Origin of the sequence: Paenibacillus chungangensis (assembly GCF_042675905.1) — a bacterium.
In the GTDB taxonomy this organism is placed as follows: Bacteria; Bacillota; Bacilli; order Paenibacillales; family Paenibacillaceae; genus Pristimantibacillus; species Pristimantibacillus chungangensis.
In genome coordinates, this window is record NZ_JBHTJZ010000018.1 from 40,021 (window position 1) to 55,664 (window position 15,644).

Genomic DNA, 15,644 nt, shown 5'->3' on the forward strand with positions numbered 1-15,644 from the left:
CTCACCTCCGAATTACCGCTCGCCCACCACCAGTACTTCAGGCACGAGGGCAACGCCGAAGCGCTCCGTGACCGTGCTTTGAATATGGTCCATCAGGGCGAGAACATCTCTAGCTGTCGCTTGCCCGGTGTTCACAATAAAATTGGCGTGTAGCTGAGACACTTGCGCTCCACCGATCTGGAACCCTTTCAGTTCCGCTTCTTGAATTAGCCTGGCAGCGTAATCGCCAGGCGGATTACGGAATACACTGCCCGCCGTTGCCTGCTTCAGCGGCTGCGTTCTAAGCCTGCGCTCCTTGTAAGAAGCCATCGCTGAAGCAATCTCCAGCCGATCTCCTTCCGTCAGCTCGAAGGCGGCTTGCGTTACCATTCCCTTCATGTCTTGCAGAATGGAATGGCGATATGAGAAGCGCATGTCATCCCGGCCGAGAGTGACCAGTTCCCCTGTCTCCAGAACAACGTCGGCAGACTTGAAAATACGTGACACATCCGAACCATGTGCTCCGGCATTCATATAGACAGCACCGCCAACCGAACCCGGAATACCCCCTGCAAATTCCAGTCCGGTCAACCCTTTCTTGCCTGCCATGACCGACAGGGTTACAAACGAGTGCGAAGCGCCCGCAACGACTTCCGTCCCGTGAAATCGCACGTAATCCAACCCCTTATGCGGCTTGATGACAGCTCCGCGTATGCCCCGGTCGCCCACCAGCATATTGGAACCGCGCCCCAAACTCGTCCATGGGATGCCATGCTTTCTTAGGATTTTGATCGCGTCTGCGAGCTTCTCCCCTCCACCCGGAAGGATCATCAGATCAGCGGGTCCGCCGATTTTCCACGTCGTATGTTTCGAGAGCGGTTCATGCTCCAGAAGCTCCCCCACTCCCGCTGCATGCAATTCCGCTATTACTGCTTTCACTATGATTTCCTCCCTCCGTCTGCGACGAATGCCTATCCTCGGCGGCCCTAGAGCCGCATACATATTGCCAGTATCCGCGTCCATAAGAAGACGGTCACGAATATAGAGTATCATATGCCTCTGCATTCTGTTGTGTGACAGTCGCCCATTTCAGCTATCGTTTCTTCTCCGCTAGTACCAGCTATGTGCTGCGGGAATACGACCGTGAAGTGCGAAGCAGCCTTGGACATCCACACAATTACTTTGTATTTATCTTGCGTAACGGGAAATATTGAGCAGAATGCCCAGCGCCGTCAACAACAGCGTCAACGACGAGCCTCCATGACTCACGAGAGGCAGCGTGATGCCGGTGACAGGCATCAGACCGATGACGACACCGATATTGATTAACACTTGCACGCCTATAATTCCGGTTATGCCGACCGCAAGCAGACTGCCGAACGTATCCGGCGCCGCAATTGCAACGCGAATGCCTCGCCAGATAACGACGAGAAATAATAGAATAACGAGCGCTCCGCCGATGAAGCCCAGTTCCTCCGCCAATATGGAGAAGATGAAGTCGGTCTGAGGCTCCGGCAAGTAGCTGAACTTCTGTCTGCTCATGCCAAGGCCGAGACCGACGAGACCGCCGGGACCTATGGCGAACAAGGATTGAATGATTTGATAGCCGCCACCCAGCGGATCGGACCACGGATCAAGGAACGAGGTAATACGCTTCAGTCGATACGGGGCGGCAAGTATAAGTCCTACCATGCCCAGCACACCCGCTCCCGCCAGTGCTCCCAGATGTGCCAGCCTGGCGCCGGCTGTATATATAAGCAACACTGAAGCGCCCACCATGACGGCTCCCGTGCCAAGGTCGGGCTGAAGCATGATCAAGCCGAAGGCGAGACCAAGAAAGCCAAGAGGAGGCAACAGCCCAGCAGTAAACTGAGTAATCGTCCCCTGCTTATCCGTCAACCATTTTGCCAGAAATAGAATCATAGCCAGCTTCATAAACTCTGACGGCTGTATGCCGAAGGAGCTGATCCCAAGCCAGCTGCGCGCGCCGCCCCTGACTACCCCGACACCGGGAATGAGTACGATTACCAGCAGACCGAAGCAAATAATAAGCGCTGCAGGCGCCCACTTCTTCCAATTGGAATAATGAATGTTCATTGTAAATAGTAACGCACCGACACCCAATCCTGCAAACAGCAGCTGCCGCTTTACATAGTAGAATCGGTCCCCGTATTCGTGAAAAGCAAGCACTGCGCTTGCGCTATATACCATCACTATTCCAATCGAAAGAATAATCCCGATTGCAGCCAGCAGCCAAATATCGGGAGCGGATCGCGCTTTTGCCATAGCACATACACCTCTTGACATGGAGAAGTAGGGACAGGCCCCCTACTTATATGGTATGCGCCGATTTCTTAAACATGCCGCCCCTCTGCTCATAAGAGGGGAACATATCCCAGCTCGCGCAGGCTGGAGACAGTAAGACGATGTCCCCAGGCTCTGCCATGGCGGCAGCCTTTCGCACGGCGTGCTGCAAGGTTTTCTCGGCGTCCTCCTCAGGTTGCACCGATTCTACCCGCTCTAAACCCGCAAGCTGAGCGACGCTGACCAGCTTATCGCGCGTCTCTCCTAGTGCGACAAGTCCCCTCAGCCGATCACGGAATATCGGCAGCAGCTCCATATAGTCCGATCCTCTGTCGAGCCCGCCTGCTACCAGGACGATTGGCGCGGCCAACGAGCCGATCGACATCGTCGTCGCCATAGGATTCGTCGCTTTGGAGTCGTTATAGAAGCGTACACCGCCGCGTTCGCAGACGTACTCCAGCCGATGCTCTACACCCCTGAAGCTGCGAAGCGGCTCTGCGAGAGCTGCTGCCGGGGCTCCGGCTGCCAGTGCTGCGGCAATTGCGGCGAGCGCATTAGCCGCATTGTGGCGACCAGGCACGCCTAGCTCGGCGACGGGCATAATGCACGTCTCTCCTCCATTGTCGAGGCGCTCATCGCGATAGACGATCATTCGTTCCGGCTCGCTGGTCTCTTCCGGATTCGTTCCCGTTCCGCTGTCGTATGGCGGTTCTATATACACGCCATACGACAGACGAGTATGCAGTGAGAATGGCATTATCTCGGCTGTCAGCTCAGTGCCTATACTCCGGCAGACGGGATCGTCCCAGTTCAATACCGCTGTGTCACCGTCACGTTGATTGGCGAACAGCTTCCGCTTGGAAGCGACATAATCCGCCATATCGCCGTGATAGTCCAGATGAGTCTCCGATATATTGAGCAACAGAGCTACACGCGGCCTGAAGTCCATCGTACCTTTCAACTGGAAGCTGCTCAGCTCGGCTACTATCCAATGATTCTCCGACTTATCCGCGACCGCCTCACAGAGTGGCGTTCCGATATTGCCTGCAACGACAGGATGCATACCGGCAGCGCTGAGCAGTTCCCCGATCATCGTCGTCGTTGTCGTTTTCCCATTAGAACCGGTGATGCCGATAATCGGAGCCTTCGACAGCCAATAGGCAACCTCCACTTCCGTAACGACATCCACCCCCTGTGCAAGAGCTTCCTTAACCGGCGGCGCGCTATAAGGAATGCCGGGATTCTTCACAAGCAACGCCGTATCGCGATGGACCAGATTGTCGGGATGGTACCCGCATATGACGACAATACCAAGCGCCTCTAATTGCTCTGCTTCAGGACACTCTGCTCGTTCCTTGCGATCGTTGACCGTCACTTTCGCTCCCAATTGATGGAGCAGCTTCGCGACGCTTACGCCGCTTCTGGCCATGCCGAGTACGACAACATGCCTGTCCTTGTACATTGTTGGACGATTCATAGCTTCATTCCTTTCCAGAACATGTTCAGCATTCTATGCATGCTATGGACACATGAAGCGGCTCTCGAGAAGAGAACCGCTTGGCCAGTTCATATCATAGATTCAGATAACAAGCATTAATCCGGCCGCGGCGAACAGCAGGCCGACGAACCAGAATACAGATACGACCTTCCATTCCGACCATCCCACCAGTTCGAAGTGATGATGAATCGGGCTCATCTTGAATATCCGCTTGCCTCTCAGCTTGAAGGAAGCAACCTGCAGAATAACAGACAGCATCTCCAGTACGAACACGCCGCCGATGACGATAAGCAGAAGCTCCGTCTTCGTCAGCACTGCGACTGCCGCAATGCCGCCGCCGATGCCGAGAGAGCCCATATCGCCCATGAACACTTTGGCGGGATGCGCATTGAAGACAAGAAAGCCCAGGGCGGCTCCAATTAACGCCGCAGAGAACACCGCCGATTCGTGTGCGGACGCTTGCAGCGCCACTATCGTGAAAGCTCCGAAGGCGATGGCGCTCGTCCCCGCGAGCAGGCCGTCAAGTCCGTCCGTGAAGTTGACTGAGTTGCTGGCAGCGAACATGATAACGACAACAAAGGGATAATAGAACCATCCCAGATCGAAGCCCCAGCTCGTACCCGGCACCGTTATCTCCGTACTGTGACCCATATTGAACAACAGAGCGCATACGATAATGGAGAACAACAGCTGACCCAGCAGCTTTTGTCTCGCGGTCAGACCAAGGGAGCGCTTGAATACGATTTTAATGTAATCGTCCAGGAAGCCTACGAGGCCAAAACCAAGCGAAGCGGTCAGCAGCACCCAGAATTCCGGAGTCTTATCCGAAAATCGCAGAAAAGCGATCATAAGCGCCAGCATAATAATAATGCCGCCCATCGTCGGCGTTCCGCTCTTCTTCATATGGCTCTTCGGCCCTTCGTCCCGAATCTGCTGGCCGAACTTCAATCGTCTGAGCAGAGGGATGAACAATGGTCCAAGCAACACCGCTAATAAGAATGATACCCCAATTGAAAATAAGATGACCATCATGTCCATTCCGACCTTACCCCCTCTCCAGCGCTTCCACGATTTCTTCCATCCTCATGCCCCGAGAGCCCTTTACAAGTACCAGATCCTCGGGCAGCAGCTGCTGCAGCAGCCATCCCGCAAGCTCTCCCTTATCAGGGAAATGGCGGATAAGGCCGTCTCCCGCCGCTTCGGGCATCCGCTCGGCTGCTCCTTCAACAATGTGCGCCGCAAGCGGACCGTATGCAAGCACAGCTTCGGCCTTATCCGGTCCGATATAGGCGCCAATCTGCCGATGCAGCTCCGCTTCCAGCGGCCCCAGCTCCAGCATGTCGCCCAGCACAATCCAGCGGCGGCGGAAGCCCGGCAGGCTGCCGACCAGATCGATCGCCGCTCGCATTGCCGTTGGATTGGCATTGTAGGCGTCGTTCAACAGAATTGCTCCGTTCGCCGCTCGGCGCGGTTCGATCCGCATCCCGGTCAGCTTGAGTGACTGGAAGCCCTCCTTAATTCGCTCTCCCGGCACGCCGAAGTGGCGCGCGACGGCAATAGCCGCCAAAGCATTGCTAATATTGTGACGACCCGGTACTGCGATGCTCACGGCGCCAAGGCTGCTGGCCTCCCCTTGCAGCGAGGCCGTGAAGCAGCTGCCGAACGGTTCCAACGAGATGTCGCCCGCGGACCAGTCGTTCTCCCTTCCCAGGCCGAACGTGCGCAAGGCAATTCCATCTGGCAAGCGCATATCCTTAAGACCGCTATGTAGCAGCGGCTCGTCTCCGTTATAGAGCAGCAGTCCGCCTTCACCAAGACCAAGCGCAATCTCCAGCTTAGCCTTCGCAATGCCTTCGCGCGAGCCCAGCTGCAACAGGTGCGCATCGCCGATGTTGGTAATGATCGCGGCGTCAGGCTGGGCGATTCGCGTCAGCAACTCGATCTCCCCAAAGCCGCTCATGCCCATCTCCAACACAGCAACCTCGGTCTCCTCGTCTAGCTTGAGCAGTGTCAACGGCATGCCGATATGATTGTTCAGATTACCTTCCGTCTTCAGTACGCGGTAATGGTGCCCCAGTGCGGCGGCGGTCATATCCTTCGTCGTAGTCTTGCCATTGCTACCGGTAATGGCTATTACGCGTACCATTAATTCGCTGCGGTAGCTGGACGCCAGTGACTGCAGCGCAGCCAGCGTATCCTTCACGAGGATGAGTGGCATATCGCCGATACTCTCCGGCGCGGGACGCCCGCGTTCCCACAGCATCGCCTTCGCTCCGCTATGCATTGCCTGTTCCGCGAAGGCGTGACCATCGAATCGATCGCCGACGAGCGGAACGAACAGCTCGCCGCTTCCCTCCTGCCGCGTATCGGTCATGATGCCGCTCACCGTGAGTCCGCTATGTTTGCCGCGGTATACCGTGCCGCACATATTCGCTATTTGTTCTACCGTACGTGTAATCAATGTACTAATCTCCTTATCGCTTCTTTTGCCACTAATCGGTCATCGAACGGGTACGTAACTCCTCCTATCAACTGATAAGTCTCGTGACCTTTCCCCGCAATCAATACTACATCGCCGGGGCTTGCCATTTCAACCGCTTTTTCGATCGCTTGCTTCCGATCGGGCACGAGACTGTATTGCTCACGGGCCACATTCGCCTCCCGAAGCCCCGCTTCTACATCAGCAATGATCGCTAGAGGATCTTCACTGCGCGGATTGTCGGTGGTTATCACGATGACATCAGCATGCTTTGCAGCAATCTTCGCCATCAGCGGACGCTTCCCCCGGTCGCGGTCCCCACCACAGCCGAATACACATATAACTCGCTTCCGTGCAATTTCCTTCACAGCCTCTAGCACATTACCCAGCCCGTCGGGCGTGTGCGCGTAATCGACGATAACCGAGAAGCCTCGCTCCGTCTCGATCGACTCTACTCTGCCCGGGACGCCAGGAATTGCCTCAAGAGCGGCCTTGATCCCCTCCAGTTCAACTCCCTCAATCAACGCCGCCGTCGCAGCCGCGAGCGCATTGTATACGTTGAACTTGCCGGTCAATCGCATGCTGACATCAACTTCCCCAGCGAAGCAGATGATCCTGAAAGACGTGCCGGTAGCTCTAACGTCGACGTCCACAGCCCGCACATCCGCTTCCATTCCAAGTCCGTAAGTGATGACTTCCGCCGAAGTGAGTAATCTGAATCGGGCAGATGCGGGATCATCACCGTTAAGCACCGCATAGGAGCGCTCTGTCGCATTCAGCGAATAGCCGTTGCCAAGCCGTGAGAAGAACAGTCCCTTGGCGTCCGCATACTTCTCCATCGTGCCGTGATAGTCCAGATGATCCTGTGACAGATTGGTGAAGATTGCCGTTCGGAACCGGCACCCCTTCACCCGGCCTTGCTCCAGCGCATGTGAGGATACCTCCATGGCGCAATATTGCGCACCCGCATCTCGCATATCCGCCAGATAGCGCTGCAGAGCGTCCGCTTCCGGCGTCGTACCGCTCATCGCTTCGGAATTCCCTTCGAAGCGCCGCTCAATTGTGCCGATTACACCAGTAGGCATGTTGTTACCATTAAAGATCTGTTCAATCAGATAGGTTGTCGTCGTCTTACCGTTCGTTCCCGTCACGCCAATCAGGCCGATAGATCGGCTGGGATACGCATAGACATAATCGGCGATCATCGCCATGGCGAGGCGACTGTCCTTCACGATCAGCTGCGGCACCGGAACATCCAGCCTCCGTTCGCACACCACAGCCGCTGCCCCTTGCTTCACCGCTTCGTCCGCATAGGCATGCCCGTCTACTGTGTAGCCCGTTATACAGATGAACAGCTGACCAGGCGATACCCGCCTGGAGTCCTTCTCAATCCCGTGGAATTCCGTCTCGCCATCGCCTACCAACTTGGCCGTTAGAAGCAATTCCTTCAATTCCCGCAAGCGCATGGACCTCAATCCCTTCGCGAATACTCTGACGGGATACTATATGCCGCCCAGAGAGAACGCGTTAACAATGGAAGGGAAAAAATAAGGAGGCACAAAAGCGCAGCCTCTACAAGTATAGTCAATGTGAGTGCGATATATCATCCTCGTCGCCAAGATAAATACGGATCGTCGATCCGCGCTCCACCCGGGCTCCCGCGGCAGGCGCCTGACGAATAACATACTTGCCCGTACCCGCAGACGACAGATTATAATTCATGTTCAAGTCTTCATACAGCTCCACGACTGAACGGCCGATGAGATCAGGCACGGTGACAACAGGCGTCTCGCCATACCTGTACTGCCTGTCGATCTGCCCTTCACGCTTGGGCACCTGCAGGATCGACAGCGCATCCTCCATAATATTGCGGACGATCGGAGCGGCAACCAAGCCGCCGAACTGAATGCCTTGCGGATTGTCCACCGCAACGTAGACGACGATCTGCGGATCGTCGGCTGGCGCGAAGCCGATGAACGATACGATATGTTCGTTAGGTGAATAACGTCCGTTCACAACCTTCTGGGCTGTTCCCGTCTTGCCTCCTACCCGATAGCCGTCAATAAAGGCATTGCGCCCTGTCCCTTTGGCCACTACGCTCTCCAGCGCTTCCCGCACCTTCCTGGAAGCATCCTCGGAGATGACTGTGCGGACCGCTTCCGGCTCCGTCACTTTCACTGTCTCGCCTGTCTCCCGATTAATCCAGGACTTGGCCACGTGCGGCTTGTATAGCGTACCTCCGTTAATCGCAGCCGACACAGCCGTGATCTGTTGGATCGGCGTGACGGATACGCCTTGCCCGAACGCAGTAGTAGCTAGCTCTACAGGTCCGACCTGATTCAGTTTGAACAGGATGCCATTTTCTTCGCCGCTGATGTCAATACCTGTCTTGGTGCCGAATCCGAAGTCTTTAATATACCGGAACAGACTCTCCTTGCCAAGCCGATTGCCCAGTGCCACGAAGCCAGGATTGCAGGAGTTCTCCACTACTTCCAGGAATGTCTGGCTGCCATGGCCGCCTTTCTTCCAACAGCGTAGCCTTGCTCCGCCGATCTCCACTGCTCCGGGATCGAAGAACCGATCATTGTTCAGATCTACCTTGCCCTCTTCCAGCGCTGCCGCAAGCGTAATGATCTTGAAAGTGGAGCCCGGCTCGTAAGTCATCCATACGGGAAGATTGCGGTTGTATACCTCCGACGGCACTTCCTGGTATCGATCCGGCACATATGTCGGCCTGCTAGACATGCCCAGAATTTCGCCGTTGTTAGGATTCATCGCAATAGCGATGGCGCTGTCTGCCTGCAATCCCACCATCGCCTGATCCAGCTCGCGTTCCATAACGGTCTGAATGTTTTTATCAATGGTCAGTTGCAAGGTAAGTCCTTCTCGCGGTTCCACATACCTGTCTGTGGAATTGGGCATCTGCCTGCCCGCAGCATCAGACAAGAAAGAGACGTTGCCCTGCGTCCCTTGCAAGGCGTTGTCATATTTCGCCTCTAGTCCCGTCAGACCCTGATTGTCAATACCTGTGAAGCCAAGCAGATGGGCTGCGAGGCTCCCGTACGGATAATATCTCTTGTTATCCTCCGCCACCACAATACCAGGCAGCTGAAGATCGCGGATCTCATCCGCCTTCTCCATTGTCACCTTGCGGCCTCCAGGGCCGATTCTGACAATCAATTCCTTCTTCGCAACCAGCTTCAGCACAGCTTCCTGCGTCATATCCAGCAACGGCGCAAGAGCTGCAGCCGTCCCCTCGCGATCCTTCACCTGTGCAGGAATTGCCCATACCGTCGGCGTACTAATATTGTACGCCAGTTGAACGCCGTTCCTGTCCCATATCTCGCCGCGCTTGGCAACGTAAGGGATATCCCGCCTCCATGAGTTTTCGGCTCTCTCGGCAAGCTCCGCCCCCTGCCATAACTGTATATAGGCTAGACGCAAGCAAAGCGCCAGAAATGCAACGCATCCGACCAGCAAGACAATGAATAGACGGCGTCTGACCGTCACATTGGATACTTTCATCCTATCATCCTCCTCCAGCTCCCTAGCTTCGGAACGGTCTTAGACCGACTCATTCCAAGCCTATTCGGGACAGGCGGGGGATAGAACAGGCTTATTGCTCCACAATTTCTGTATCGTCGGACTCCACGGAAGGATCGGCATTATCTGCTGTGGACTCCGCCACATCTACTCCATCGTCTTGCGCCTGGCCGGAATCTTCTTCTTCTTCAGACGATGCTTCGCTTCCTTCCGATACTTCTTCAGATGCGTCACGGTATTCCTCGGAGCCCGGCGGCGGGGCAAGCTTGACTTTCACAATGCGCTCATCGCCCAGTTCCTCGACTTCCTGCGATCTAACATAACCTCCTCCTTCTGGAACGAGTCGCGCGCCGATAAGTGAGGTCAACTCGATCGCATCGCGCAGGGACACTCCTGTCAGGTCCGGTATCGACAGCTTATCCCTCTGCTCGGTAATCAGATAGACTCGCTGACTAGGATGGACGACAGATTCCGCTGCAGGAATTTGCTGCAGCACAGCACCTCCGTCCCCAATTACCTCGAATGCCATTTCTTTCGCATTGAGCTCCGCCTTCGCTTGTGACACCTTCAACGCAGTCAGCTTGGGAACGACAACCATCGTCTCCTTTACAGCTTCTTCACGCTGCACTTCATAGCTCGGCGGAACATCCAGCTTACGCAGGCTTTTCATCATAATCTCGCGGAATGCGGGAGCGGCAATCGCACTGCCGCCGCCGATATACGAATGAGAAGGCTCGTCTACAGCGATATAGATGACGATCTGCGGATTTTCCACAGGCGCATAACCGATGAATGAGACCAGGAATTTCGTCGTGGAATATTCGCCGTCGACCCACTTCTGCGCCGTTCCTGTTTTGCCGGCTACGCGGTACCCTTCGATATGCGCTCTTCTGCCAGTGCCCTTCTCCATATCGGATACGACTTGCTCTAAGTACTCGCTCGTTTGACGCGAGCTTTCCTCCGAGATCACCTGACGTACCAATACGGGCTCGATGACAGTCGTCGTCTTCGTGATGGGATCCTTGAAGCTCTTCACAAGCTGCGGCTGCATCAGCCGGCCGCCATTGGCGACAGCCGCCACGGCCGCGACCTGTTGAATGGGAGTAACTGCTACACCTTGTCCGAACGTGGCGTCCGCAACTTCCCGATTCCAATGGAAGCTGATGTCGCCCGCCAGTTCATTGCCGATCTGAATACCCGTTTTCTGCCCGAAGCCGAAGTTCGTAAAGTACTCGCGCAGCTTGTCTTTACCCAGTCGCTCGAAGCCCAGCTTGACGAACGCAACGTTGCTGGAATGAATGAGTCCGTCCAGGAACGTTATCTGGCCCCAGCCTACCCGATTGTGGTCGCGGATTGGCCTTGGCTCGCCCGGCACCGTAATGCTGCCTGACATATACATTTCATTGGGATTGAACACCCCTTCTTCTATCGCGGATGCCAGCGTTACGATTTTGAAGGTTGAACCGGGTTCGTACAATGATCCGACTGCATGATTGTAGAAGCTGGCATAATCGCTCTTACCGTACTCGTTGGGATTGAATTCCGGCATGTTGGCCATCGCCAGTATTTCCATCGTCTTAGGGTCTGCTGCTATCGCCGTAGCGCTTTTCGGCGAATACTTCTCCATCACCTCACGCAACGTTTCTTCCACAATATGCTGAATATCATTGTCGATGGTCAGTTGAATGTCCTGACCGTCCTTCGCCGGCTTGTAGTCTACCTCTCCGTTCGAGAGTTGCACCCTTTTGCCATCCTTCTCATATCGCATATAGCCATCCTCTCCAGTCAGCCGATCGTTGAAGTATGCTTCAACTCCAGACATATATTGACCGTCTAGGCTGATGTAACCAATGACCTGCGAAGCAAGCGTTTGGCGCGGGTAATAACGCTTGAGCGTCTCTTGCAGATAGATACCGGTATCGGGCGTCTTCTTCTCTTTTCTCAGCTCTACGATCAGCTCATCGCGGAACTGATAGATTTCATCAGCCAGCGCCTTCTCGATCTGCCAGCCTCCCTTGCGTATTTCCCGGTGGCTGTAATACTCCCCCTTCGCATTCTTGGCAGTTACATGCTCCATAAGATCATCCTTCGAGATGCCCAGAATGTCATGCAGTCCGTCGACAACCTCCTGCTCGATGCCGTGGCTAACAATCATCTTAGGATTAACGGCGACGTTGTAAGCGATCGTATCCATCGCCAGCACATTTCCGTTCCTGTCCGTAACGCTTCCCCTCTTGGCTTTCAACTCCTCCGAAGCCGACCAACGCACTTTGGCCATGTCATACCATTCCGCTCCTGAGACGACCTGGACGTAATAGATTCTTCCAATTAAAACAAGAAAAAGGAGGGTCATGACCCCTCCAAATAACAACGTGCGCAATTTGACTCGTTTCTCCATTGACGTCACTCCCTATCTTGCGGGGGCGTTTTAGTCAGATTCACATCGCGCTTTATCGTAATGCCGCCCTCTAACATGCTGATCATCCCTTGCTGCTCTGCCATTTTTCGGATCCGTTCAGGATCGCTTAGCATTTCCACTTGACGCTGCAGATCTGCTAATTCCGTATTCAGCGTTTGAGCTTCTGTGCTGACTCTCTTTATCTGAAGGTTCATATCATAGATTTGCGCATATCGAAAAATGATGACGCTGGCGATAGCGACACAGACGATTACCGTGAACAAGTAGAGTAGCTTCTCCCCGACAGGCAATGATTTTCGTTTAATGACTTTTCGTTTCGACTCGCGATAGACATGTCTCTCTTGCGGTTTTTGCTTCGGCTTCAGCGCCAGATTACCATTGACATACGCCACCTATAATTCCCCCTCTTTCCTTTTTTCCGCAATACGCAGCTTAGCTGACCGCGCCCGCGGATTCTGCTCGAGTTCTGCCTCGCTCGGTATGATTGGCTTGCGATTGACAAGTATCAGTTGTCCCTTGTTGTTGCACACGCACATTGGAAAATCCGGCGGACATGTGCATTTCTCCACATACTTGGTGAAAATACTCTTGCAGATTCGATCCTCCAAAGAATGAAACGTAATGACGGAAGCGCGACCGCCAGGCGCTAAACAGCGCACTGTCTGCTCCAACGCATCCTCTTCCGCTCCCAGCTCATCGTTGACGGCGATACGCAGCGCCTGGAAGGAACGCTTCGCAGGATGCCCCCCCGTTCTTCTGGTAGCCGCCGGAATCGACGACTTGATTAACTCCGCCAGCTCGCCGGTCGTCGCAATCGGCGCGACAGCTCTTGTCTTGATAATATTACGAGCGATATTGCGAGCGAACCTCTCCTCGCCGTAGCGGTCCAGAATACGGGCAATATCCCGCTCTTCCCAGCTATTGACGATTATATGGGCGGTCAGTTCGCCGTCCCGGTCCATGCGCATGTCTAGAGGCGCGTCATGATTGTAACTGAAGCCGCGTTCCGCTTCGTCCAGCTGCGGACTGGACACGCCAAGATCGAACAGTATGCCATCTACTTGCGGTACTCCGTCCCTCATCGGCACATCCAATTGGCGAAGCTCCTGCTCCAAATACCTGAAGTTGCTCTTCACCAGCGTTACTTTGTCCATATAAACCGACAATCTATCGCGTGCATTGTCCAGCGCCCAATCGTCCTGATCGAAAGCGATAAGACGGCCGCCGTCGCCGAGCCGGGAAGCGATTCGCTCGCTATGCCCCGCACCGCCCAACGTACAATCCACATATATGCCGGAAGGACGAATCGCGAGACCTTCCACCGCTTCTTCTAACAAAACTGTCGTATGCTGAAACAATGCTTTTTTTCCTCCCATTCCTAATGCTCATTCTAAGATGTACTTGCTAGAAATTAATATCCATATCCACCAGCTTCTCGGCAATCTCGTTGAAGGCTCCTTCCGATTGCTCGTAGTAGCCTTCCCAAGCCGACTTGCTCCATATTTCTACGCGGCCGGACACGCCGAGCACCATGCATTCCTTGTCCAGCTTGGCATAATCGCGCAGATTGGCGGGTATATTTACCCTTCCCTGTTTATCGAGTTCGCATTCCGTCGCGCCGGAGAAGAAGAATCTGGTGAATGCCCTTGCGTCGGATTTCATGAGGGGTAGCGACTTGAGCTTCTGCTCCAGAATGCTCCATTCGCTCATGGGATAGACAAATAAGCAGTTGTCGAGGCCGCGAGTGGCAATAAACGAGGTGCCAAGCGCTTCACGGAATTTAGATGGAATAATCAGGCGTCCTTTCTCGTCGATACTATGTTGATATTCACCCAAAAACATAATTCCGCTCCACCCCTTCCCCCTTTATCTCCACTTCAACCCACTTTCCCCCACTCAGATACAGTATTTCGCCACCTAAAATAAAAATCCTGCTCCATGAGCAGGATTTTCAAAATAATTTTCTATCATTAACTTTTTTGGATCGGTTCCTCGCCGTCTTCTCCGTCCGGTCCGCTGGAGCGGTCTTCATCTGCAGGGCGTTCCCGCCCGTCAATGACTGCTCCGTAGCCGATAGGCGGAGCAGCCTTCGAATCGCCCGTTCTCCGCCGCGCTCCGCGCCTGCCCGCCAGCCATGCAACGGCAATCACCAAGGCCGCGATAGGCAGGAACGGAAGGGTGGCGACCAGTACGATCAGAATGCCTTCCAGCACCTTTAGCAGAGCGCTCGTGCTGCCCATTAACACATCGTTCAGCTTTCCTCCAAGCGTCATCTTCTCTTCCGTAACAGCTGATGCCAGCTTCTGATCCTTCTGATAGATGCGAAGATGAATCGTAGAGAAGGCTACGTTGTTGTCCAGATATCGCAGTCTCCCTTTAATACCCTCAATAACTTCCTGCACCGCAGCAAGCTGGTTGGAGAATTTGAGCAAGTCGTCCGCCTTCGACGCTTTCTCCATCATCGCCAGCAGTCGTTCCTCTACCAGCAATTGACTCTTCAGCCGTGATTCCAGATCCACATATTCCTCCGATACGTCCTTGCCGGACACACTCTTCTCGACGGACAGATTGTCAATCTCCGCGATGCGGTCCAGGAAAGACATGAAGCCCTCGGCTGGCACCTTAATCGTATAAGATGCCGCTATCTCTCCGTCATGGCGGGTATCCTTGAATTCAAGAATGTACCCGTCGCTCATGTGGATATGATTGCGCAGCTCGACGGCGGCCGCGGGCAGTTCCTTCACTTGCATGACCAGATTAGCCGTATAAATAATTTTCGCGGTGAACATGCTGCGTTCGGATGACGATGTTCCTGACAAAACACCGCCGCCTCCGGCATTTCCGCCATTCGCCGAGCTCTGGACCGCGCCCCCGGCTTCTCGGTCAGCCTCCGTTTCCGCTTTCTCTTTCGTACTGAAAGATGCATCGGAAGATGCGGCAACATTCTTCATGTCAGCCATCTCCGACGACGCACTGCCGGAGTCGGCATTGTTGCTCGCATTGCCGCTGCAACCGCTGAGTAATGAACCCATAAGCGCAATGGCCAGCACTAAGACCAGCCACATACTCCCCTTACGATTTCCTTCTCTCTGTAATCCCGCCATACATATCCCCCCTGGACATAAGGTATAAGCTATAAGCTCGGCTTAGACAACTTTTCTATGTGTGTGGTCTGCCCAGCCGTCTTACATGTATGACGTCCCATGGGAGGAAAAGGTTACCGATATCTAAAGAAATCAGTTAAATTGGTAATTCGATATGTGATATACCCCAACAGGCCAGAACAAGACGGCGTGTATCATGCGTAACCCGCCGGGAATCGGGTAGGAGGCTACCCATTATTTGAGTAGCCGACCTCCCACACCACCGTACGTACCGTTCGGTATACGGCGGTTCCTAAGTTTACGTCAATACAGTCTTAT

Annotated in this window: 12 protein-coding genes; all 12 read right to left on the reverse strand. The window is 54.4% G+C overall.

From position 1 onward, the window contains the following. Positions 1-12: 12 nt before the first annotated feature. The gene (murB, locus tag ACFQ2I_RS12995; RefSeq protein WP_377564767.1) at positions 13-918 is read right to left on the reverse strand and encodes a UDP-N-acetylmuramate dehydrogenase; all 906 of its coding nucleotides are present in this window, start codon (positions 916-918) and stop codon (positions 13-15) included. Between the two features lie 249 nt (positions 919-1,167). Beyond that, a complete protein-coding gene (gene spoVE, locus ACFQ2I_RS13000) occupies positions 1,168-2,265 on the reverse strand; it encodes a stage V sporulation protein E (RefSeq protein WP_377564768.1) in 1,098 nt (365 codons plus the stop codon). Between the two features lie 46 nt (positions 2,266-2,311). Continuing rightward, entirely contained in the window at positions 2,312-3,760 is a 1,449-nt protein-coding gene (murD, locus tag ACFQ2I_RS13005; protein WP_377564770.1) for a UDP-N-acetylmuramoyl-L-alanine--D-glutamate ligase, read from the reverse strand. Between the two features lie 102 nt (positions 3,761-3,862). Further along, positions 3,863-4,819 (reverse strand): phospho-N-acetylmuramoyl-pentapeptide-transferase, encoded by a 957-nt coding sequence (mraY, locus tag ACFQ2I_RS13010; RefSeq protein ID WP_377564771.1) that lies wholly within the window; start codon positions 4,817-4,819, stop codon positions 3,863-3,865. Positions 4,820-4,826: 7 nt separating this feature from the next. After that, positions 4,827-6,242 (reverse strand): UDP-N-acetylmuramoyl-tripeptide--D-alanyl-D-alanine ligase, encoded by a 1,416-nt coding sequence (locus tag ACFQ2I_RS13015; RefSeq protein ID WP_377564772.1) that lies wholly within the window; start codon positions 6,240-6,242, stop codon positions 4,827-4,829. Then, entirely contained in the window at positions 6,239-7,726 is a 1,488-nt protein-coding gene (locus ACFQ2I_RS13020) for a UDP-N-acetylmuramoyl-L-alanyl-D-glutamate--2,6-diaminopimelate ligase (RefSeq protein ID WP_377564773.1), read from the reverse strand. Before ACFQ2I_RS13020 ends, ACFQ2I_RS13015 begins: the two co-directional genes overlap by 4 nt. 118 nt (positions 7,727-7,844) lie before the next feature. Continuing rightward, the gene (locus ACFQ2I_RS13025) at positions 7,845-9,785 is read right to left on the reverse strand and encodes a stage V sporulation protein D (protein ID WP_377564774.1); all 1,941 of its coding nucleotides are present in this window, start codon (positions 9,783-9,785) and stop codon (positions 7,845-7,847) included. 91 nt (positions 9,786-9,876) lie between these two features. Further along, on the reverse strand, positions 9,877-12,201 hold the full coding sequence (locus ACFQ2I_RS13030) for a penicillin-binding transpeptidase domain-containing protein (RefSeq protein ID WP_377564775.1): 2,325 nt from the start codon (positions 12,199-12,201) through the stop codon (positions 9,877-9,879). Between the two features lie 5 nt (positions 12,202-12,206). Beyond that, the gene (gene ftsL, locus ACFQ2I_RS13035; RefSeq protein ID WP_377564776.1) at positions 12,207-12,614 is read right to left on the reverse strand and encodes a cell division protein FtsL; all 408 of its coding nucleotides are present in this window, start codon (positions 12,612-12,614) and stop codon (positions 12,207-12,209) included. Next, positions 12,615-13,580, reverse strand: coding sequence for a 16S rRNA (cytosine(1402)-N(4))-methyltransferase RsmH (rsmH, locus tag ACFQ2I_RS13040; protein WP_377564777.1), 966 nt, complete (start codon positions 13,578-13,580; stop codon positions 12,615-12,617). It lies immediately after the preceding gene. Between the two features lie 46 nt (positions 13,581-13,626). Further along, complete coding sequence (mraZ, locus tag ACFQ2I_RS13045) at positions 13,627-14,064, reverse strand: division/cell wall cluster transcriptional repressor MraZ (RefSeq protein ID WP_377564779.1); 438 nt, start codon at positions 14,062-14,064, stop codon at positions 13,627-13,629. A 128-nt stretch (positions 14,065-14,192) separates the two neighbouring features. Continuing rightward, positions 14,193-15,326: a DUF4349 domain-containing protein gene (locus ACFQ2I_RS13050; RefSeq protein WP_377564780.1), complete on the reverse strand. Its 1,134-nt coding sequence runs from the start codon at positions 15,324-15,326 to the stop codon at positions 14,193-14,195. Positions 15,327-15,644: the final 318 nt, after the last annotated feature.

Bases quoted from the DNA above. Each gene is read 5' to 3' on its own strand.
- ACFQ2I_RS13030 (WP_377564775.1), bottom strand. From the start codon at position 12,201: ATGGAGAAACGAGTCAAATTGCGCACGTTGTTATTTGGAGGGGTCATG.
- ACFQ2I_RS13050 (WP_377564780.1), bottom strand. From the start codon at position 15,326: ATGGCGGGATTACAGAGAGAAGGAAATCGTAAGGGGAGTATGTGGCTG.
- ACFQ2I_RS13025 (WP_377564774.1), bottom strand. From the start codon at position 9,785: ATGAAAGTATCCAATGTGACGGTCAGACGCCGTCTATTCATTGTCTTG.
- mraZ (WP_377564779.1), bottom strand. From the start codon at position 14,064: ATGTTTTTGGGTGAATATCAACATAGTATCGACGAGAAAGGACGCCTG.
- murD (WP_377564770.1), bottom strand. From the start codon at position 3,760: ATGAATCGTCCAACAATGTACAAGGACAGGCATGTTGTCGTACTCGGC.
- spoVE (WP_377564768.1), bottom strand. From the start codon at position 2,265: ATGGCAAAAGCGCGATCCGCTCCCGATATTTGGCTGCTGGCTGCAATC.
- mraY (WP_377564771.1), bottom strand. From the start codon at position 4,819: ATGGACATGATGGTCATCTTATTTTCAATTGGGGTATCATTCTTATTA.
- ACFQ2I_RS13020 (WP_377564773.1), bottom strand. From the start codon at position 7,726: ATGCGCTTGCGGGAATTGAAGGAATTGCTTCTAACGGCCAAGTTGGTA.